The sequence below is a fragment of the Sphingomonas sp. Leaf20 genome (assembly GCF_001421535.1).
Lineage (GTDB): Bacteria > Pseudomonadota > Alphaproteobacteria > Sphingomonadales > Sphingomonadaceae > Sphingomonas.
The window spans coordinates 1-20,930 of record NZ_LMKN01000014.1 but is presented as its reverse complement, the minus strand read 5'-3'; the positions used below and the strand labels follow the sequence as shown (position 1 = coordinate 20,930).

The 20,930-nt window shown below is 58.8% G+C and carries 20 protein-coding genes and 1 pseudogene; 4 read left to right on the top strand and 17 right to left on the bottom strand.

The window, feature by feature from the left end; genetic code table 11:
- Positions 1-172 precede the first annotated feature (172 nt).
- The 7 genes from fcl to ASE72_RS20480 all read right to left on the bottom strand — a co-directional run bounded on the left by fcl (position 173) and on the right by ASE72_RS20480 (position 6,258).
- Positions 173-1,132, bottom strand: a complete 960-nt coding sequence (gene fcl, locus ASE72_RS19085; protein ID WP_056025574.1) for a GDP-L-fucose synthase — start codon at positions 1,130-1,132, stop codon at positions 173-175.
- Between the two features lie 14 nt (positions 1,133-1,146).
- A complete protein-coding gene (gene gmd, locus ASE72_RS19080; protein ID WP_056025517.1) occupies positions 1,147-2,274 on the bottom strand; it encodes a GDP-mannose 4,6-dehydratase in 1,128 nt (375 codons plus the stop codon).
- A gap of 182 nt (positions 2,275-2,456) precedes the next feature.
- A complete protein-coding gene (gene rfbA / locus ASE72_RS19075) occupies positions 2,457-3,326 on the bottom strand; it encodes a glucose-1-phosphate thymidylyltransferase RfbA (protein WP_056025513.1) in 870 nt (289 codons plus the stop codon).
- A complete protein-coding gene (rfbD, locus tag ASE72_RS19070) occupies positions 3,323-4,264 on the bottom strand; it encodes a dTDP-4-dehydrorhamnose reductase (protein ID WP_200916414.1) in 942 nt (313 codons plus the stop codon). Before rfbD ends, rfbA begins: the two co-directional genes overlap by 4 nt.
- Complete coding sequence (gene rfbB, locus ASE72_RS19065; protein ID WP_056025501.1) at positions 4,261-5,316, bottom strand: dTDP-glucose 4,6-dehydratase; 1,056 nt, start codon at positions 5,314-5,316, stop codon at positions 4,261-4,263. The genes rfbD and rfbB overlap by 4 nt, the downstream gene beginning before the upstream one ends.
- 11 nt (positions 5,317-5,327) lie before the next feature.
- A complete protein-coding gene (gene rfbC / locus ASE72_RS19060; RefSeq protein WP_056025498.1) occupies positions 5,328-5,897 on the bottom strand; it encodes a dTDP-4-dehydrorhamnose 3,5-epimerase in 570 nt (189 codons plus the stop codon).
- Between the two features lie 184 nt (positions 5,898-6,081).
- Positions 6,082-6,258 carry a hypothetical protein gene (locus ASE72_RS20480; RefSeq protein WP_156350684.1) on the bottom strand — a complete coding sequence of 59 codons (177 nt, stop codon included), beginning with the start codon at positions 6,256-6,258 and terminating at the stop codon, positions 6,082-6,084.
- Between the two features lie 77 nt (positions 6,259-6,335).
- On the opposite strand from ASE72_RS20480, the gene ASE72_RS19055 reads away from it, so the two are divergent.
- From ASE72_RS19055 to rfbH, 4 genes are read left to right on the top strand one after another with little or no spacing between them, the layout of a single operon-like run.
- Entirely contained in the window at positions 6,336-7,364 is a 1,029-nt protein-coding gene (locus ASE72_RS19055) for an FAD-binding oxidoreductase (RefSeq protein ID WP_200916412.1), read from the top strand.
- Positions 7,365-7,373: 9 nt separating this feature from the next.
- Positions 7,374-8,144: a glucose-1-phosphate cytidylyltransferase gene (rfbF, locus tag ASE72_RS19050; protein WP_056025491.1), complete on the top strand. Its 771-nt coding sequence runs from the start codon at positions 7,374-7,376 to the stop codon at positions 8,142-8,144.
- Positions 8,138-9,256, top strand: coding sequence for a CDP-glucose 4,6-dehydratase (gene rfbG, locus ASE72_RS19045; protein ID WP_200916419.1), 1,119 nt, complete (start codon positions 8,138-8,140; stop codon positions 9,254-9,256). Before rfbF ends, rfbG begins: the two co-directional genes overlap by 7 nt.
- A gap of 12 nt (positions 9,257-9,268) precedes the next feature.
- Complete coding sequence (gene rfbH / locus ASE72_RS19040) at positions 9,269-10,582, top strand: lipopolysaccharide biosynthesis protein RfbH (RefSeq protein ID WP_056025486.1); 1,314 nt, start codon at positions 9,269-9,271, stop codon at positions 10,580-10,582.
- Positions 10,583-10,622: 40 nt separating this feature from the next.
- Here rfbH and ASE72_RS19035 read toward each other — a convergent pair whose 3' ends face one another.
- From ASE72_RS19035 to ASE72_RS18995, 10 genes and pseudogenes are all read right to left on the bottom strand, one after another.
- Positions 10,623-12,182 (bottom strand): glycosyl hydrolase family 28-related protein, encoded by a 1,560-nt coding sequence (locus ASE72_RS19035; protein WP_200916410.1) that lies wholly within the window; start codon positions 12,180-12,182, stop codon positions 10,623-10,625.
- Positions 12,179-13,078, bottom strand: coding sequence for a glycosyltransferase family 2 protein (locus ASE72_RS19935; RefSeq protein WP_162235508.1), 900 nt, complete (start codon positions 13,076-13,078; stop codon positions 12,179-12,181). Before ASE72_RS19935 ends, ASE72_RS19035 begins: the two co-directional genes overlap by 4 nt.
- Positions 13,075-13,866, bottom strand: coding sequence for a glycosyltransferase (locus ASE72_RS19930; RefSeq protein ID WP_162235507.1), 792 nt, complete (start codon positions 13,864-13,866; stop codon positions 13,075-13,077). The genes ASE72_RS19935 and ASE72_RS19930 overlap by 4 nt, the downstream gene beginning before the upstream one ends.
- A 49-nt stretch (positions 13,867-13,915) precedes the next feature.
- On the bottom strand, positions 13,916-15,040 hold the full coding sequence (locus tag ASE72_RS20475; protein WP_156350683.1) for a hypothetical protein: 1,125 nt from the start codon (positions 15,038-15,040) through the stop codon (positions 13,916-13,918).
- Entirely contained in the window at positions 15,033-15,950 is a 918-nt protein-coding gene (locus tag ASE72_RS19020; protein ID WP_056025475.1) for a glycosyltransferase, read from the bottom strand. The genes ASE72_RS20475 and ASE72_RS19020 overlap by 8 nt, the downstream gene beginning before the upstream one ends.
- Positions 15,947-16,891: a glycosyltransferase family 2 protein gene (locus tag ASE72_RS19015; protein WP_056025472.1), complete on the bottom strand. Its 945-nt coding sequence runs from the start codon at positions 16,889-16,891 to the stop codon at positions 15,947-15,949. Before ASE72_RS19015 ends, ASE72_RS19020 begins: the two co-directional genes overlap by 4 nt.
- Positions 16,888-18,261, bottom strand: a complete 1,374-nt coding sequence (locus ASE72_RS19010) for a hypothetical protein (protein WP_156350682.1) — start codon at positions 18,259-18,261, stop codon at positions 16,888-16,890. The genes ASE72_RS19015 and ASE72_RS19010 overlap by 4 nt, the downstream gene beginning before the upstream one ends.
- Positions 18,262-18,280: 19 nt before the next feature.
- Entirely contained in the window at positions 18,281-19,231 is a 951-nt protein-coding gene (locus ASE72_RS19005) for an NAD-dependent epimerase/dehydratase family protein (protein ID WP_056025466.1), read from the bottom strand.
- 10 nt (positions 19,232-19,241) lie between these two features.
- The gene (locus ASE72_RS19000; protein WP_056025463.1) at positions 19,242-20,159 is read right to left on the bottom strand and encodes a transketolase family protein; all 918 of its coding nucleotides are present in this window, start codon (positions 20,157-20,159) and stop codon (positions 19,242-19,244) included.
- Positions 20,156-20,890: pseudogene (locus ASE72_RS18995) on the bottom strand (transketolase); the annotation flags it as partial. The gene ASE72_RS19000 and the pseudogene ASE72_RS18995, both read right to left, overlap by 4 nt.
- Positions 20,891-20,930 lie beyond the last annotated feature (40 nt).

Genomic DNA, 20,930 nt, shown 5'->3' with positions numbered 1-20,930 from the left:
GTTTCCGGCGCGACGGGCGCGTTATTCTCACCCTCCGCATGGCTGTCATAAAAACGGGCGCGCATGCTGATCATCGTATAGCGGCGATACTTTGCCGCCCGAGGACGGCGCCTTCTGCATGCGTCCAGCTGCCGACGGGGTGGAGGTGAGGAGGGGGCACTGCCCCCTCTCGTTATGCAGGCGGTTGGGAAGCTGCCACGTTCGCAAGAAACCATGCGTAGGTTTCCTTGACGCCTTCGCTGAGCGCGACGGATGGTTTCCATCCCATTGCCGTCAGTCTTCCCGAGTCCATCAATTTGCGCATCGTGCCGTCCGGCTTCGATGCGTCAAAGGCGATCTGCCCGGTAAAGCCGGTTATGGCGGCCACCAGTTGTGCAAGATCGCTGATCGTGACATCCTCGCCGTAGCCCACGTTGATGTGGCTCAGCATCGGCTGAGTGTTCGCCTCGTATGTTTCCTTGTCGAGATCGAACACGAACAGCGAGGCCTCAGCCATATCGTCGACGTGAAGGAATTCGCGCCAAGGCTTCCCCGTGCCCCAGATCACGACCTCTTTGGCGCCGCTGACCGTCGCTTCGTGAAAGCGGCGGATCAGGGCCGGCATTACATGGCTGTTTTCAGGATGAAAATTGTCGCCTGGACCATAGAGGTTGGTCGGCATGACGCTGCGATAGTCGGTACCGTATTGGCGGTTATAGCTTTCGCACAACTTGATGCCGGCAATTTTGGCGACCGCATAGGGCTCGTTGGTCGGCTCAAGAACGCCTGTCAGAAGCGCGTCCTCACGCATTGGCTGTTCGACGGCCCGCGGGTAGATGCACGAGGAACCTAGGAACAGCAGACGCTGCACGCCTTGTGCATAGGCCTGATGGATGACGTTGGCTTCGATCATAAGATTTTCGTAGATGAAGTCGGCCGGGTATGTGTTGTTGGCGTGAATGCCACCTACTTTAGCGGCTGCCAGCACCACGCCGTCAGGCTTTTCGCTTGCAAAGAAAGCGCGCACCGCCGCCTGGTCGGTCAGGTCGAGTTCGGCGTGAGTGCGCGTGATGACTTCGGCGCCGCGCTCGCGCAGCTTACGCGAGATCGCTCCGCCGACCATGCCGCGATGGCCCGCCACATAGATGCGCATCGGAAGTTGCTCCATCAGCCTTCGACCGAAACTGGAAGATCGTAGCCATGGGTCTTAAGAAGAGCATGCCGCTTAGCGGTGTGGAGGTCTGCTGCGACCATTTCCCGGCACATTTCCTGCGCGGTGATCTCGGGGATCCAGCCGAGCCGGTCCTTGGCCCGGGTTGGATCGCCGAGCAGCGTTTCAACTTCGGCCGGACGGAAATAGCGCGGGTCTATGCGAACGATGACGTCGCCGGCTTTGACCGCCGGGGCATCGTCGCCCTCGACCTTGTCGACAATACCAATCTCGTCAATGCCTTCACCCTCGAACCGCAGCGTTATGCCAAGGTGCGCAGCCGACCAGGTGATGAATTCGCGCACCGAATATTGCACGCCAGTAGCGATGACGAAATCTTCCGCCTGCTCCTGCTGCAGCATCATCCATTGCATGCGGACATAGTCCTTGGCATGACCCCAATCGCGCAGGGAGTCGATATTGCCCATAAACAGGCCGGTCTCCAGGCCCTGTGCGATGTTGGCAAGACCACGGGTGATCTTGCGGGTCACGAACGTCTCGCCGCGGCGCGGGCTCTCGTGGTTAAACAGTATTCCGTTGCAGGCATATATGCCGTATGCCTCGCGGTAGTTGACCGTGATCCAGTACGCATAGAGTTTAGCCACCGCATAGGGCGAGCGCGGATAGAAAGGCGTCGTCTCCTTCTGAGGAGTTTCCTGAACGAGGCCGTAGAGTTCCGAGGTCGATGCCTGATAGAAGCGCGTCTTCTTTTCCAGACCCAGGAAACGGATCGCTTCAAGCAGACGTAGCGTGCCAAGTCCATCGACGTCTGCGGTATATTCGGGCGCTTCGAAGCTGACCGCAACATGGCTTTGTGCACCAAGATTGTAGACTTCGTCAGGCTGGACCTCGCTCAGGATGCGCGTGAGGTTCGACGTGTCCGAAAGATCACCGTAGTGCAGCTTCAGGTTAGGCTGGGGCGCGTGTGGATCCTGGTAGATATGATCAATGCGCTGCGTGTTGAACAGCGAGGCCCGGCGCTTTATGCCGTGAACCTCATAGCCCTTTTCAAGCAGGAGCTCAGCCAGATAGGAGCCATCCTGCCCGGTGACGCCCGTAATGAGGGCTACTTTCTTACCGCTCAATGTAATTTCCTCTGTGTAAAGTCTTTGGTCACCGAGACTGACTCAAAAATACACCGCACTTATTATAGTAGATAAATATAATATTGCGGTATGCGCATTGCCGGCTCTTTCGGGTCAAACCAAATCGAAGGTGTCGTGATGTTGCAATATACTGATACGGCCTCATGAGCCGTGGAACACGGTTATGATCCGCTCACCGCATTCAAGATGGCACGTCCATAATTTGTCTTCTTGAACCGTTCGCCGGCTTCGCGCGCCTGATCGGCGGTGATGAAGCCCTGATGATACGCGATCTCTTCGAGACAGGCGACCTGGATGCCCTGGCGGTGCTGGATGGTGCGGACGAACTCCGAGGCCTCCAGCAGGCTGTCGTGCGTGCCGGTGTCGAGCCACGCATAGCCACGACCCATCTGTTCGACGAACAGGTCGCCGGCGTCCATGTAGAGGCGGTTGAGATCGGTGATCTCGAGCTCGCCGCGGGCGGAGGGCTTCAGGTCGCGCGCGAACTGGACGACGCGGTTGTCGTAGAAATACAGCCCCGTGACCGCATGGTGCGACTTGGGCTTTGCCGGCTTTTCCTCGAGGCTGACCGCCTTGCCGCCTTCGCCGAACTCGACCACGCCGTAGCGCTCGGGATCCTCGACACGGTAGGAGAACACCGTCGCGCCGCCCTTGCGCGCGACCGCGCTCGCCAGCAGATCGGTCAGGTGCGCGCCGAAGAAGATGTTGTCGCCGAGCACGAGCGCGACATCGTCGTCGCCGATGAAGTCCGCGCCGATCGTGAACGCCTGGGCGAGGCCCTCGGGGCGGGGCTGTTCGGCATAGGAGATCGCCAGCCCGAATGCCGACCCGTCGTCGAACAGGCGACGGTAATTGTCGATATATTCGGGGCTCGAGATGATCAGGATGTCGCGGATGCCCGCGAGCATCAGCACCGACAGCGGATAATAGATCATCGGCTTGTCGTAGACCGGCAGCAGCTGCTTGTTCACGGCGAGCGTCGCCGGATGAAGCCGCGTGCCCGAACCGCCGGCGAGAATGATGCCCTTCATTGGGAGATGTCCTTCTTGGGGGCCCCGAGCAGTTCGTCGAGGATGTTGCCGAGCGCGGTCTGCCACGCGGGCGGATGGATGCCATAGTCGCGCGTGATCGCGTCATGGCTGAGCAGCGAGTTTGCCGGGCGCGTCGCAGGCGTCGGGTATTCGCTGGTCGGGATGCCATCGACCTCGGCGCTCGCGCCGCCCCGCGCGGCGCTCTGCGCGAAGATCTCGCGTGCGAAGCCGGCCCAGGTGACCGCGCCAGCGTTGCTGAAATGATAGATGCCGGTGGGGGCGGTGGGATCCTCGACGAGGCGCATCGCGATCGTCGCGAGCGCCGCGGCGAGATCGGCCGCGGACGTCGGGCTGCCATGCTGGTCGTCGACCACGCGCAGGCGTGGGTTGGTCGCGCCGACGCGGAGCATCGTCTTCACGAAATTGTTGCCGTGCGCGCTGACTACCCAGGCGGTCCGGACGATCGCGTGGCGCGCGCCCGAGGTCCGTACCGCGAGCTCGCCGCCAAGCTTGGAGGCGCCGTACACGCCGAGCGGCGCGACCGGATCGTTGACGTCCCATGCGCCCTCGCGCGCGCCGTCGAAGACGTAATCGGTCGAGACCTGGACGATCGGGATCGCCGCCTTCGCGCACGCCTCGGCAAACGCCGCGGGCGCCATCGCGTTGACCGCCCAGGCGGTGACAATATCGCTCTCCGCCTTGTCGACCGCGGTATAGGCGCCGGCCGAAATCACCGCGGCCCAGGGCGTGCCGTCATGGCCGCCAGCGACCATCGCGGCGATCGCCGCGGTATCGCGCAGGTCGAGCGCGTCGATGTCGATCGCGGTGACCGCCCAGCCCTCGGGCCAGGCATAGCGCCTGAGCTCGGTGCCGAGCTGGCCGTTCCCGCCGGTGACGAGGACGTGCTTCATACGGCCGGATGCGGAAGCATCGCTCATACCGACAGCCCGCGACGCTGGTCGGCCTTGTGCTCGGCGACGATCGCCTGCCACCAGTCCTGGTTGTCGAGATACCAGGCGACGGTCTTCTCGATGCCCGTCTCAAACGTCTCGGCGGGCTCCCAGCCGAGCTCGTCCTTGATCCGGGTCGCGTCGATCGCATAGCGCTTGTCGTGGCCGGGGCGGTCGGCGACATAGGTGATCTGCGTGGCGTATGGCTGGCCGTCGGCGCGCGGGCGGAGGCGATCGAGGATCGTGCAGACGGTCTTCACGACCTCGAGATTCTGCTTCTCGTTGTTTCCGCCGACATTGTAGGTCCGGCCGGGCTCGCCCTTTTCGAACACCGCGTGGAGCGCGCGGACATGATCCTCGACATACAGCCAGTCGCGGACCTGGTCGCCCTTGCCGTAGACGGGCAGGTCGGCGCCCGCGAGCGCCTTGACGATCATCAGCGGGATCAGCTTTTCGGGGAAGTGATACGGCCCGTAATTGTTCGAGCAGTTGGTGATCAGCACGGGCAGGCCAAAGGTGTGGCCCCAGGCGCTGACGAGGTGATCCGACCCCGCCTTCGACGCCGAATAGGGCGAACGCGGATCATAGGGCGTCTCTTCGGTGAACAGCCCGGTCTCGCCGAGCGAGCCATACACCTCGTCGGTCGAGATGTGGTGGAAGCGGAACGCCGCCTTCGCCGCGTCGCCGAGCGACAGCCAATAGGCGCGTGCCTCGCTCAGCATCGTGAAGGTGCCGACGACGTTGGTCTGGACGAACGCGCCGGGGCCGTCGATCGAGCGATCGACATGGCTCTCGGCGGCGAGATGCGTGATCACGTCGGGCTTGAACTCGGCGATCGCCGCGCGGACCGCGTCCGCATCGCAGATGTCGCCCTGGACGAAGCGGTAGCGGTTCGAACTCGCGACGCGTTCGACGGTGGTCAGTGTGCCCGCATAGGTCAGCTTGTCGAAGTTGAGCACTTCATGGTCGGTGTTTTCCATCAGGTGGCGGACAAGGGCCGAACCGATGAAGCCGGCCCCGCCGGTGACGAAAATACGCATTAGTCTGTCCTTCAGGCGAGAGGCGCGAGGGGCCGGCCGTCATAGGGGAAGGGGCTGTTAAAATCTTTTATCGCGGGCTGCACCATGTCCTTGGCGCTCAGTTCGGGGACAGTCCCGACAGGCATCGGCCAACTAATGCCGATTGCCGGGTCGTCCCAACGAATTCCGCCATCGGACTCGGGCGCATAGGTGTCTGAACATTTATAGCTAACTTCGCAATTGTCCTCGAGCGTCAGAAAGCCATGCGCGAAGCCGACCGGAACAAAAAGCTGATGACCGTTTTCAGCTGACAGCTCTGCACCAACCCATTGGCCATAGGTAGGGGAGGTCGCTCGTATGTCGACAGCGACGTCGAAGATACGCCCGCGGATGCATCGCACGAGTTTGTCCTGCGCGCGCGGCGGTGTTTGAAAATGTAAGCCGCGCAAGGTAAATGCGGGAGCGGAAAGTGAGTGGTTGTCCTGAACGAACGTGACGTCAATGCCGAGCCCCGCAAACGTATCGCGATTATATGTTTCGGTGAACCAACCGCGCGCGTCGCCATGGCGACGGGGGTGGATCAGTTGAACGGGGCTGTTCATTTAAATCTTCCTATTGCCGCCCGATTGATAGCGATGCCCGTTACGGCAAGGCTGCGGCAAAGGCTACCCACCGAGACATCCACGGCGCCAATGGAGAGAGAAAGAGGCGTCGACATCATCGAAAATCGCGCAGTGGCAATCTACGCACTCGATAGGATGCCAAGCGACAATTGACGTAGTGAGGTCAGACGATTTCAGCATGAAGCGTATGCGAAAACTTGTCGTTCTCGTCATGGGCGCGGGTGGTGACCTTGTAGACTATGCCATTGTCCTCGAAGGTCAGGTTAATTTGCGGTTCGCCGTCGAACGCATATTCGAAGGTTTTTTCTTCGCCTTCGACAATAACGTGATAAATCGTCATAAAACCTCCTAGCTCACATATGGCAACGCACGGACCCTGGTATGGGGTGCAATCACAGGTGTTTGCCAGGCGCACAAATGCTGGACTGTATCGAGGAATCAACTAACAGCCTGCATCGCATGCCAACTGTAACGCTAAATACCGGTCACACCTTCACCGCGGACCGCGCCGTTTCGATCCTCGATGCAGCGCGCAACGAGGGCGTGACCCTCGAATATAGCTGCCGGACCGGGCGCTGTGGGATCTGCAAGGCACCGCTGCTCGCAGGTGTAACCGAGGTGCTCCGTACGGAAGAGAGTCTTAGCACCGAAGACGCACGGGGCGGGCTCATCCTCACTTGCTGCCGATCGGCAACCAGCGATGTGACGTTGGACATCGAACCGCTCGACCGGCTAGCCGGGATCGAGATCAAGACGATGGCCAGCCGGATCGTGTCGATCGAGCGGCTCGCTCCCGACATCGTTCGCGTGATGCTGAAGACGCCACCCGCCTCGCCGATGCGGTTTCTGCCGGGGCAATATATTGATGTCATCGTCGAAGGCGTGCGGCGCAGCTATTCCCTCGCCAACGCGCCGCGCGGTGACGGCCTGCTCGAGCTCATCATCAAGCGCTACAAGGGCGGTATCCTCAGCGAGTATTGGTTCGAGCGCGCCAAGGCCAACGACCTCCTGCGGATCGAGGGGCCATTTGGGACGTTCTTCCTGCGCGAGCAAGGCCCCACCAACATCGTGTTCCTGGCAACCGGTACCGGTATTGCCCCCGTAAAAGCTCTCCTCGAAGAGCTTGCGGCAGATCGCGAGCGTGCCGCGCAACACCGGCTCACCGTCTTCTGGGGCAACCGCGAAGCCGAGAGCTTTTGCTGGGATCCGGTTGGATTGGGCCTCGACGTCGGGGTTCACCACTTGCTATCGGGCACCGATGCCAATTGGAGCGCCGCCCGGGGCTATGTTCACGATGCGGCGATCCGTCAGGGTATCGATCCTGACGACACGGTCGTTTATGCATGCGGCTCGAACGCCATGATTACATCTGCACGCGAGAAGCTGTTGGCGCTGGGGCTTCCAGCCAAACGCTTCTTCTCCGACGCATTTGTCAGCTCGAACTGAGGTAGGACAATGAAGGCAGTCATTCTCGCCGGGGGCCTCGGCACGCGTTTCGCCGAAGAAACCAGCCTGCGCCCCAAGCCGATGATCGAAATCGGCGGTCGCCCGATCCTGTGGCACATCATGAAGATCTACGCCGCACATGGCGTCACCGAGTTCATCATCTGCTGCGGCTACAAGGGCTATGTGATCAAGGAGTATTTTGCGAACTACTTCCTGCACATGTCCGATGTCACCTTCGACATGAAGGCGAACGAGATGATCGTGCACGAAAAGCGCGCGGAGCCATGGAAGGTCACGCTGATCGACACGGGCGACGATTCGATGACCGGCGGTCGCCTGAAGCGCGTTGCCGAGTACGTTAAGGACGAAGAGTTCTTCTTCTTCACGTACGGCGACGGTGTTGCCGACATCGACATCACCAAGTCGATCGAATTCCACCGCAGCCACGGCAAGGCGGCGACGCTGACCGCGACCTATCCGCCGGGCCGGTTCGGCGCACTGCAGATCGAGGGCGGCCAGATCACCGAATTCCTCGAAAAGCCGCAGGGTGACGGTGGCATGATCAATGGTGGCTATTTCGTGCTGTCGCCAAAGGTCCTCGACTACCTCGAAGACGATTCAACCACGTGGGAGCAGGAGCCGCTGCGCACACTAGCCACCGACGGCGAGTTGATGGCGTACGAGCATCATGGCTTCTGGCAGCCGATGGATACGCTGCGTGACAAGCAGCATCTTGAAAGCCTGTGGCAGAGCGGCAAGGCCCCGTGGCGTATATGGTAACGCCCTCCGACATGACCGCGCCGATCGTGACCAAGGGCAATGTGGATCCCGCTTTCTGGGCGGGTAAGCGCGTTTTTCTGACCGGCCATACCGGGTTCAAGGGCAGCTGGATGTCGCTTTGGCTCCAGCAGATGGGCGCCCAGGTTACCGGCTTCGCGCTCGCCCCTCCGACGAGCCCCGCGCTGTTCGAGGTCGCTGGCGTCGCGGCCGGCATGACGTCGATCATCGGCGACATCCGCGACCGCGAGGCCCTGGAGACCGCGTTGGTCGCGGCCGATCCCGAGATCGTCATCCACATGGCGGCGCAGCCGCTGGTGCGCGCTTCCTATGACGATCCGGTCGGCACCTATGCCACCAACGTCATGGGCACCGTCCACCTGCTCGAGGCGGTCCGCAAAGCTGCGTCGGTCCGCGCGGTCTGCGTGGTTACGACCGACAAATGCTACGAGAACCGCGAATGGGTCTGGGGCTACCGCGAAGACGAGGCGATGGGCGGCTATGATCCGTACAGCAACTCGAAGGGGTGTTCCGAACTGGTCACCTCTGCCTATCGCCGGTCGTTCTTCACCGGCAATGGCCAACCTGCGCTGGCCTCGGGCCGCGCTGGCAACGTCATAGGCGGGGGCGACTGGGCGGCTGATCGCCTGATCCCGGACATCCTGCGCGCGGTCGCCGACGGCGATCCGGTGCTGATCCGTAATCCGCTTGCGACCCGGCCGTGGCAGCACGTGCTGGAACCGGTGTCGGGCTATCTCGTGCTGTGCCAGGCGTTATGGGCCGATCCTGCGGCAGCCCAAGCGTGGAACTTTGGTCCGCGCGACGAGGATGCGCAGCCAGTACAGTGGATCGTCGAGCGCATGTGTGCACGTTGGGGCGACGGCGCCGACTGGACGCGCGACGAGTCGGTCCAGCCGCATGAGGCCAACTACCTCAAACTCGACATCTCAAAGGCACGCTTCGGTCTCGGCTGGCAGCCACGCTGGTCGTTGTCCGAAGCGCTCGACCGGATTGTTGCCTGGCATCGCGCCTGGCTGTCGGGCACCGACATGCATGCATATTCGCTTGAAGAACTGGAGCGCTTCACCCGCGCCAGCCATACCCTTTCCGCATAGGACCTATTCCCCATGACCGCTGACGAACTTCGCAAGCAGATCCGCACCCTGGTCGGCCAATATGCCGAACAGCAATTCGCACCCAAGCCGTTCGTGCCCGGTGAATCCGTGATCCCGCCCGCGGGCAAGGTGATCGGCGCACCCGAGATCGAGATGATGGTCGAAGCGTCGCTTGACGGCTGGCTGACTACCGGCCGCTTCAACACCGAGTTCGAAGCGAAACTCGCCAAGATGGTCGGTGCACCGTTCCTGCTGACCACCACCTCAGGCTCGTCCGCGAACCTGCTGGCGCTGTCGTGCCTGACCAGCCACAAGCTTGGCGATCGTCGCCTGAAGCCTGGGGACGAAGTCATCACCGTCGCGGCCGGCTTCCCGACCACGGTCAACCCGTCGATCCAGCACGGCCTGATCCCGGTGTTCGTCGACGTCGAAGTGCCGACCTACAACATCGACGCCAGCCTGATCGAGGCGGCAATCACCGAGAAGACCGGTGCGATCATGATCGCGCACACGCTCGGCAACCCCTTCAACCTCGCCGAAGTCCGCCGGATCTGCGACGAGCATGATTTGTGGCTGGTCGAGGATTGCTGCGACGCGCTCGGCGCGACTTATGACGGCAAGCTGGTTGGCACTTGGGGCGACGTCGCAACGCTCAGCTTCTACCCGGCGCACCACATGACGATGGGCGAAGGCGGTGCGGTCTTCACCAAGTCGGCCGAACTGCGTCCGCTGATCGAATCAATTCGTGACTGGGGCCGCGATTGTTATTGCGCGCCCGGCTGCGACAATACCTGCGGCTCGCGCTTCGGCCAGCAGCACGGCACGCTGCCGTTCGGCTATGACCACAAGTATGTCTACTCGCATCTCGGCTATAACCTGAAGATCACGGACATGCAGGCCGCCTGCGGCCTCGCGCAGCTCGATCGTGCGGAAGGCTTCATCGCGGCTCGCCGGCGCAATTTCGGGCTGCTTACCGAGCGGTTGAAGAGCCTCGAAGAGATTTTCATCATGCCCGAGGCAACGCCGAATTCGGATCCGTCGTGGTTCGGCTTCCCGCTGATGCTGCGCGATGGCGTCGATGCCAAGCGCGTCGATGTGACCCGCTTCCTCGACCAGAACAAGATCGGCACGCGCCTGTTGTTCGCCGGCAACCTGACGCGCCAGCCCTATTTCGAACACGTCAACTATCGCGTCGTTGGAGATCTGACGCAGACCGACCGGGTGATGAACAACACGTTCTGGCTTGGCCTGTATCCGGCCCTTGGCGCAGAGCATTTCGACTATGTCGGCAGCAAGCTCGAAGAGTTTTTTGGACTGAACTTCTAATCTACGGCCCCACATGTCGAATTGACGACATGTGGGGCCGCTAGTGCAACATCGTCGTAAAGATGATCAGCGAGCCGGTATCGACCTTCATTTGAAGATCTTTGCCCAATGCTCGGAACGCTACTCCCCTGCCGGTTGCATTGAGCGGTGGCACGACATCCCGGACTGTAGCACCCTGCCAATCCTTGATGACGCGGAACTGTGCTCCGCCATTGGGATCATAGCCCGAGACGATGCACGTTCCACCCAATCCAGTTTGGGAAGTGGCAACGGTCGCGAAAGACGACGCAACGCGGATTTCAGCACGTGACATGAAGCCCTGCGTCGCCGCGATGCCACCTTCGTTCTGAAACGTCATTGAGGCGACATTGTTGTCGCTCGCGCCGTTGATCTGACGCCGCCCGTTTAGATAGCTATCCTGATGCGTCCCGGTAAAGAAATCGGCCGCTCCAGCGCCGGACCCCGCCAGATTGTCTTCGTTGACCGTGATCCGCGAGCCTGTGTCACAAAGACGAACGCCGACACTAACCGGGTTGAACATGTTGCCTCGTAGCGCGACGCTCCCCTGCGCCTCCACAGTCACAACGCGCCGCGCAGATCCTGTCAGGGCAAAGATGCAGCAATCAAATGCGATGGTTGAGGCCGCATGAGTTCCTGAAAAGGTGCCCGCATGGACGATCGCGGGTGCATTGATACCCTCAAACCAGCAATTCGAAAAATGCACTTTGACGATGTCGTACGCAGCGAAAGCACGCGTTTGTAACGCCTCGAAATTACTGTTCTCGATCGTCCATAACGTTCCATAGGAGCCGGTGATCGCGGCCTCTCCCCCGAACGCGTTAAAGAACATCGAATCTTTGATGCGGTTGAGGTTTTGCCGATTGGGCTGACCGTATGTATCTGCCAGCGCAACGATCGCACTATGCTCCCGGTCCGTTCCTGTTCCAAGATAACCGTCGCGGCAGCGATCCCATACTGCGAAGATGAAAAGGCCGACATAGCTTGCTCGCAGATTGCCGTAAGTCTCGATCTGACGGAACGTGAAATATGCACTATAGTCGGCTCGTTTCGCCTGCGCGTAAAACGATGCATTGACGACGCGGGGACCGGCGCGACACGCTAGATTCTCGAACACACAGTGAAAGATGCTTTTGCTGGCACTGTTTCGGAAGGCCGCCGCATTTGACTCGGCAACTATCAACGTCGGGGCAAGTGCCATTCCCGCTTTCTCGCCGACCACCTGCATATTGTCGACGACATCGATGTTCGCGACTGCGTAACCAGCGGCGGTGTAGGGTACAGAGACAGCCTTGCCGGTTGCAATCGCCGCGTTGAAGGCGGCAGTATCATCCGTAATGCCGTCCCCCTTGGCTCCGAAATCGACCACCGAAACGATTTCGCGCGCCTTGGCCTCCACACTGCGTATCTGCGCACCTGCGCCAGCCTGAACAAAGGCAATGCCATCCGCGCGCGCAGCTAGCGCGGGCGTTGGCGCGCTTTCCTCGGCCAGCGCGTCACCTACATGGACTGCAGGGTAGGACGCGAGCATCGCGCGCAGAAAGCCAAGTGTTGAGCGCCGCGTTAGATTCGGGAACGTCACCGCAGGCGCCTCGATGTTTCTGCCGGCAGAGCCGATCGGTCAGCGTTACGCCAGCGCGTTTCAACAAGCTTTGCATCGACGAGGAAGCGGTACCAGAACCCGTGCAGAAAGTGGAATATGAACCCGGCCTTCCCATCCAGGAAGCCCAGCAGAATAAAGTAGCGATAGATGTAGTAGGCGAGAGGACGGATAAACGGTGGCATCCTGTAGAAAACCCTTTCCTTCAACCACCGTATACGTTCATTCTTGTTACCGAGAAAACGTGGCTGAAGAGCATTTCCGGAGTCTGCCGCACTATCATGCACCGCTGTTTGAGCCTCGAGACTTGAGTATTCATTGTGCTTGGTGATCCACAGCGCAAGATCGGTTAGCGGAATATCATCGATATCAGCTTCGAGCGTTGTACTGGCGCCACCACTCAGCAGCATATGCTCGTCGAGCGCACGCACTTCGCAACGCGCCATGCGCGGGCGCCACAGGCGCATTGAATGGCGGGGGTAAACGCCACCAAAACGCATTGGGCGGCCCATGAACCATAAACGGCGCCGCACGAACACACCATTTATCGTGCCTGGTTGTTGCGCGAGAAAACCGGGCAATCGCGCAACAAGATTATTTGACAGGACCTCGTCTGCATCGATGCGCATTACCCACGGGGTATCGAAATCAATCTCGTCGCTGGCCCAATTTAGCTTTTGGGCGAAGGAGGTAAAATTGCCCGTATGCACCACCGCGCCTTCTTCTTCGGCAATTGCACGAGTGCGGTCGTTTGAGTTCGAGTCGATCACGTGAACGACGTCGCATACCCGCCGGGCACTACGCAGGCAGCGCCGAATATGAGCTTCCTCGTTACGGGTCAGAACTATTCCACTGATCCCGGTACGCACGTCGGTCATGTCGCCTTTCCCGTCGTCGCATGATCTGATCGCTCGCGGAACCGAGCGCTCAACCGAAGCTGGACGAGCGACGTCATCAATCCGATCCGCCAGGTTAACCGTTGAATCATCGAGTAGCGCGACTGTGTGTAATTCTCGCCCGATCGACGAAACAACATCGTTGCGCCAGGCTCGAAAGTCACTGGACCGAGACTTTCCGAGACAAGTCCTAGCCATACGTCGTGCATCGGAATAGCGCGCGGGAATGGCATGGCGATGTCAAGAAGTTGGCGCCGGAAAGCCATATGGCATCCGACATAGGTGTTGCGCAAGATGTTCTTGATAAGCCCGGGTCCGGCAGATAGCAGCTCGAACAACGATCCCAGAGTCGGTTTTAGATCGCCATCAACAATATTGCTGTCGAGTACTAGAAGATCATACGGCATCGTATTCCCGGAGAAATGATCTCGAACACGAGTGAGACGACCTTCTAGCCACACGTCATCTTGATCGGATAACACAATCACGCTTCCTCGGGCTTGGGCAAGCGCATATTCAAAATTACGAATTGGGCCCAAATTTCCTGGCGTTTGGACAATTCGCACTTGACCGCTGGCATATTCTCTAAGAAGCTCAAGCGTTTTGTCATTAGATCGATCGTCGCTAATTACGAGTTCATCCTCGGCATCAAGCTGTAAGATAATGGAATCGATCTGCGGCCGTAAATATCGAGATCCATTATATGTTGTCATCACAACGCTAATGCCAACTTTATCTGATGAATAGATGTCTATATTTCCAGTTTTCACACTTATGCTACCCATTCACAAAATCTGAAAAATAATCTTCGTTATGTGGCTACGCATAAGACTCAGCCTTTCTATTAAAGGTGAATAAAACAAGTATGATATAAATCCCGAAGAAATAACGATGTTGAATTACTGGAGACAAGCACAGAAGTATCGTAACGTAGACAATAAAGAGCAATATGTTCCAGAAATCGGCTGTCTTCGACATATCGCTCGGTATCCCTCGGTAAACGAGAAGTCCGCTAAGGAAAATAAAGATCGTTGATGAGCCAGCTACAGCGACAGTGTAATAATTTGCACCTTCACCCTGTAGAAGATTGGTAAACCCTATCGCCCCGCTATAGAAATTCAATAAAAGTCGCATAACGTATACGACCGTATAAAGACCTGATGCAGACAGATTGTTCAAAGACAAAGAAAACTCGGTAGACCGGCTAACATCTTCGGCCGTGGAAAAATCGCCAAGTAAGTTAAGCTGCAATGCTTCACCGAAAACAACAGAAACAAGAGTTGTAAAAACTACCATTCCGGCAATTATAAACCAGTATCTCTGCTTAATATTTGCGCTAATACTGCCCGATCGTGGTAGCATTATAACCAAAAGAAGGCAGTAGGAGACAGTTGTCGCAAATGCGGGAAGGCGGGTAAACAACGCCGTGACAAGGCAGATGCACAGGGCGAGTAAGGATCGCGATCGGATGAATATTGCTAACATTGCAAAGGACGTAAGGGCGAATACCTCTTTATTTGCACCAAAAATACTGCAAAAAGTAATGGGATTTATCAATACCAAGGCGAGCATAGGCTCCCACGCTCGGCCGTACGTCTTGGCTAACCATATAACAGACAATACTATAAGGCCGGCGTTGACAAACGAAAGTAGTCCGGAATTATAAGAAAATATCCATAACCCAAGACAGGGGCCAATATCGCGAATAGTAGCTAAATCGAGAAACTCGCGCTCGATAGTACAGATTGCCTCATATGTGATAGAGTCCGCAAGAAGGCGTGGACCATAGACATCGCCTGAAGCAAGGTATGGTTGTATAACGGAATAGTAAAAATATACCGTAAAAGCACAATAGGCTAAAAAGAACGGTCTATAAAAAAGTGATGTTTGGCGCGCGGGCAGCTTTTCACTGACCTTACTAGTATTCTCTAAATGATTATGCATCGGATCGATCTCTATCCGGCTGATGCCCACTCAAAGCACTTCGTGAGTGTACTGCGTTGCTCCGGGGGCCCATCCGCATCATAACATAATCGCGCATGCCGTGAACTACCATGCCGAACCGTTCTCGGCGCTTCGGTGCCAAAAGGAGCGCGGCTGCGATCGTTTTGCCTAAGCTGGCCAGCCGGCCTGCGGAATAGCGAAAATGGCGACGTCGGTGTTTGGATGCCATGTAGAGGCCGTTGCGAACCATGTAGTAGTGCCGAATGGGAGCGTGGACATTCCAACGAACTGTCTTCCCCAAAACCGAAACCGTCCGGGATTGCCCAAGTCGATGCTCTAGTCGCACATCTGGCAGGGTAACGACGCGCAGCCCCACATCATGCGCGCGCAAGCAGTAATCATGATCGACCTCGTCGATAAACAGACGTTCGTCAAACGATCCTATCCGGGGCTGGTTGGCGAGGCTGACAATACTGCCTGACGTGATAACGGTGGGACTGTCGACGACGGTCGTCGCCATAGTGTCCTCAATCAGAAAGCTGGGGGCGGCGATGGCCAGGTCTTTTACGAAAGGCAGTGATAAGACGCGATCCCGAAAAGCATGGAACGGGACGTCGTCGAAGCTGCTGTCTTGATCCATCGTCAGCAGGAAGTCGGCGCCGCGCCCACGCGCCCAATCCACTGCCATGTTGAGAGCAGCGGCGATACCGAGATTGGTGCCGTTGAACACATATTCAGCATTGGCATGAGCGCGTACCGCTGCGACAATAGCCGGATCACGCGATGCGGAATTGTCGATAACAACCAGCATATCAAGGTCATCGGCGTAGGTCGCCAGATTGGCACCAATACTGATATCACATTCATACAGGATGACGCACCCAGCAACGATCTGCTTTGTATGTGTCATAGTCGCGAGCTCCGAATGTTTACCGCGAGCCGGGCGATGGACGCTGGTACGAGCGCGCAAGCTAGCAATAGGAAACGTGTACGACCCGTCGCCAAGCGCAACGCGTTCCATCGAGGGGTTATTTTCACGATCGTGAGAATGCCACTCGCGCGCAGCTTTACGATATTGGCGAGCGAGAACAACGCGCTGTATTGAGCGTGAAGCCCGATACAGGCAAGTTTTGCCTGCAGATCGTAGGTCGCCGGCAACGACAGCACGAAGTCAGTCCATCGGTCGATCCAGACCTCGAAAATCCGCTGTTCCCAGACGCTCACCTTGGCCTGGCCGACGATCCGCAGGGCTTTTGCGCCCTGTCCGTTTAACCAAAGTACCGAAGGCGTTCGCCGGGAAATATGATCGAAGACGATACCAACATGGATGAACGAGGTATCACGATATCGTTCGAAAGCGCCCGCGTTGACTAGATCGCGATTCAAGATCAGTGCCGACATACAGGTCATGTGCCAGCCGAGTTCTGCGAGCAGCGCGTTGCGGTTGGTGTAGATTTGTTCGGGAATAGCCTTTGCACGTTGCTCGACGTCGACGACGATCGCATCGAATGCATGCTCGCCTGTGGCGGCGATGAGAACCCGCTGCAAAGCGGCGGCCTCGATTTCATACGTATCGCCTAGCAACCAGACGTAGCGGGTAGACGTCTGTCGCAGTACGGCTTCAAAATTGCCGTCAGGACCCAGATTCTCCGCGTTGCAGACATAATCGAGCAATGGGTAATGGGCTGCATGTCGCCTTACCACAGCCGCAGTGTCGTCCGTGGAGGCGTTGTCAGATACCAGGATTCGTATGCCATAGGGAGCGACCGTCGCTATCAGTCGCGTCAGAGCTGTGTCGAGGAGCGGTCCTCGATTATACGTCGGCAGGGCCATGGACAGGGCCGTGTTCATAGCGCGGCTGGCCCCGTTCCGGCCATCCGTGTCCGCTGCCGCGCCGAGTAGCGACGAAATATTAAGATCGTCCATGGCAGCGTGACTCCAGCGGTAATGCCTGCATACAGCGCCAGCATGGCGGTGACGCTTACATCGGATCCGACGTATACGGCCACGCACGTCAAGACTGCAGCGCCGATCGAGACCGGCAGCATGGGCTCCTCACGAAACGCGCGCATGTAGGTTGCCGCAGACGAGATTACTGCATTGGCAATGACTGCGATCGCGAGCAGCAGCAAGTCGGTTGATCCGAGGAGCCGTGTCGCTGCGTCGGGGCGTATTCGCACGACGATCTGCGCGAGGATCACGAACAAGAGGCATAGAGCGATGGTGACCCCGACCGCGCGCAGCGCAGCCGGCCGAAACTGCTGGCCAAGTGCGTCGAGATCGCCGCGTGACGCATGTCGTGCGAATTCCGGCACCTTGGCATACATCCAGCTCATGCTGACGGTAGAAAGACCGGTAAAGATTGCCATCGACAGACCGAACCTCCCTGCTGCAATGGGACCGGCGGTACTGAAGATCAGCGGTGTAAACAGGCTGAAAATGAAATAGCCGCTTATCCAGCTAAGGCTAATACGCCATTGCAACGGGAGGATATCGCGTCGCCACGACATGGTATTGTGGTTGCGCAGCGGTATGGTGAACCGCCGCCCGAAACCGCGCGTTCTATACAACCACCAGGCAGTGCCAATACAGGCGGCGAGCGGTACGCATACTGCAGCCCATATTCCTCCTCCGACACCTAGCGTGATCCAGGCACAACCATAGCCGACCAGTGACTGGTATAGTCGCATCTGCGCAACATTGCCGATCCTGCCACATCCTTCGAGAAATGCCAGCCGCGGACTGAGGTAAAGATTGACGCCAGTCACCAGCACGAGTGTGAGCCAGGGCAACGCCCAAACCTCGGGCGACAGCGTGTGATTGCGACCGAAAAACAGCAGGCCTGCCGGACCGACCCCCAGGACGAAAGCCGCTGCCGCAACCAGATACCAGCGGCGGGTAAGACTGGACAGAGCCCCCAAACGCGCCAGATGAATGCTCGCGCCGTTTAGGCTTCCATCCTCATCTACTGCTAGTTCTGCCGCTTCGTGGCCAGCAATTTGGGTAATGACCTGATTGAACCCGAGCTCAAAGAATACTTGCAAACCCAGTATGCTGGCGAAGGCGAAATAATAGCCAAGTTCGGTCGCTGAAAGCAGGATTGGTAGCAGTAAAGTCGTGAGAAATCCGGCCCCAATGCCCCATCCACGCAGCACCACAGTGCTGAAGACATGGAAATCGAGGCCCATGATGCCTCTGATGGTGCCAATCATTTTCTTCACGAATGTTGGTCCTGTCGCTCTAGCAGCGCTCAACCGCAGCGTGCCGTATCGCTTCTTCCAGTCCCGTTTCAATCCGGAGGCCAAGCGTGCGCGCCTTGCCGATCGCAGGAACATAGACAGAGTGCGGCCGTGCGGTGGCGGCAGGATCTATCCGGACTGGTTTATCGATCGACAACGCGGTGCAGACCGTGCGCGCAAGTGTCGTGATCGAGACCGCTTCGTCCGAGCCGACGTTGTACGCCTCGCCTGCAACACCGTGCGACAATATGACGCAAAGCCAATGCGCCATGTCCCGTCCATCTATGTAGGAGCGGAGCGTCTCGGGATTCCCTGCGATGTCGATCGTGGCACACTCGTTCGACAGTGCGTCGCGGATAAAATTGCCCGCGGCATAAGGCCCGTCCAACGGCATGTGTGGGCTGATAATTGCAAAGCACCGCGCAATCACGCAGCCGATGGCGTGCTGTTCGTTGAACAGCGCGCACAAATGTTCTGCTGCCCGTTTGCCTTGGCCGTAGACGGATGCCGTCTTTGACAGGGCAGGGGCATGCACTGCGTCGGCTTCGGTGGGGAAATTATTCCCTTTGCCACCATAGACCGCGCCCGAGCTGACGAACAACGTTCGCACGACGCCCGTCCGTGCTGCAAAATCCAGCACCTTGTGGGTTCCGTCGACGAGCTGATGGAACCAGGCGATACGATCGCCCGCGCGATGCGTATCGGCCGCGGCGTGGATCAGATCGGTGAAGCGGCCGATATCGGGCAACGTGTCGAGATCGCCCGCGACGAAATGTAACCAAGACTGGCCGGCATAGACAGGAAAGCGTGCAAGAAATGCGTCGGCCTGTCGTGACAGGACGACTACTTCGAAGTTCGCACCATGCTGCGCCGCAGACTCCGCAAAATAGTCCAGTAGCGAGCGCCCTACGAACCCTGTGCCGCCGGTCACAAAGACACGGCGGCCATCCATTGCTATCGGCTCAGATAGTAGCGGTGAAGGCATCCACGCGCTCCTTCACGCTGGCCAGATCAAGTCCGTGCTCGCGCAGGAGATAGTCGTAGCTGCCGCAGTGCTTGGAGAAGCGATCTTGGATACCGATGCGGAGCACCCGGCAAGGTTCTACCTCAGTCACGATCTCGGTCACCGCTGCGCCGAGTCCACCGTGGACTGAATGCTCTTCCATAACGACGATCGCGCTACTCGAGCGTGAGATCGCGGCGATCGCCTCGGTCGACAGCGGCTTGACCGAGGGGACACTCCATACTGCCATTGGCCCATGCTGTTCTGCCAGTTGCACTGCCGTTGTAAGCATAGCCCCTGTCGCCAGCAGCGCAGGCGCATCGGCTGGACCGGAGCGTACACAGATCGGTTCGCCGACCACGAGCGGTGACAGCGTCCCGGCGTGGACCTCGCCGCGATCGGCCTTGCCCATTCGCATGTAGACCGGGCCGCGTAGATCATAAGCAAGATCCATGCACGCCGTCATCTCGTAGCGGTCGCCTGGGGAAAGGACCGTAAGTCCGGGCACCGAACGCGCACATGCGATGTCCTCGGCGGACTGATGGCTCGGCCCTAGGTGGCTATACACGAAGCCCGCACCGTCCCCTAAAAGAACGACCGGCAGATCGTCATGCGCGATGTCCATTTTGATCTGCTCGACCACGCGGATCGGTACGAAGGCGCTCAAGCCATAGACGAACGGCCTGAACCCCAGTCGGGCAAGTCCTGCCGCCATGCCAACCATGTTCTGCTCGGCAATGCCGGCGTTGATGAACTGGTCCGGGCACGCCGTCCGGAACTCGTCGAACAGGGCGTAGCCGTGATCGCCTGTGATCAAGAGAACGTCGGGATTGTCCCGCCCGAGCCGGGTGAGGGCGGCAGAGAATGCGCTTCTCATAATGCCACCTCCGCGCGCAACGCTTCGATCGACGCCTCGTAATCCTGCGCCGACAGATGGCGGTAATGCCACTGGTTGTCGTGTTCCATGAAGGGCACCCCCTTGCCCTTGATCGTCTTCGCAACGAGCGCCTTGGGACGCGGGGAATCGCTGTCGATCAGCGTGCGGATCGTCGTCTCGAGCGCGCCTTGATCATGTCCGTCAACGTCTGCGGTCTCGAAGCCAAAGCTCTCCAGCTTCTGCCGGATCGAGCCCAGTTCCATGACGTCGTCGGTGCGACCCATTGCCTGGAACCCGTTGGCATCGACGATCATCATGAGGTTGCTGAGCTTGTTATGGCTTGCAAACAGCATTCCTTCCCAGATCGGCCCCTCATTAAGCTCACCGTCGCCGACGATCGCGAACACGCGCTGATCGGTACCGCGCCGACGCAGCCCCTCTGCAATCCCGACGCCGACTGAGAAGCCATGGCCCAGCGAGCCCGACGATACTTCAAGCCCGGGAGTACGCGAGTCCGATAATCCCATAAGATCGCTGCCGTCGCCAAAGTAGCGCTCAATGTGCTCCTTGTCGTTCAGCCAGCCCATCTCGCGCATGCAGGCATATTGCGCCATGACGCCGTGCCCCTTGCTAAGCACGAGATAGTCGCGATCAGGATGCCGGGGATCGCCACCGGGATAGCGCACGAACGAGCGGTACAGCACTGCCATGATCTCCACGATGGAGAAGGCGCAGCCGACGTGGCGATCACGCGGTTATCGCGGTGACGAT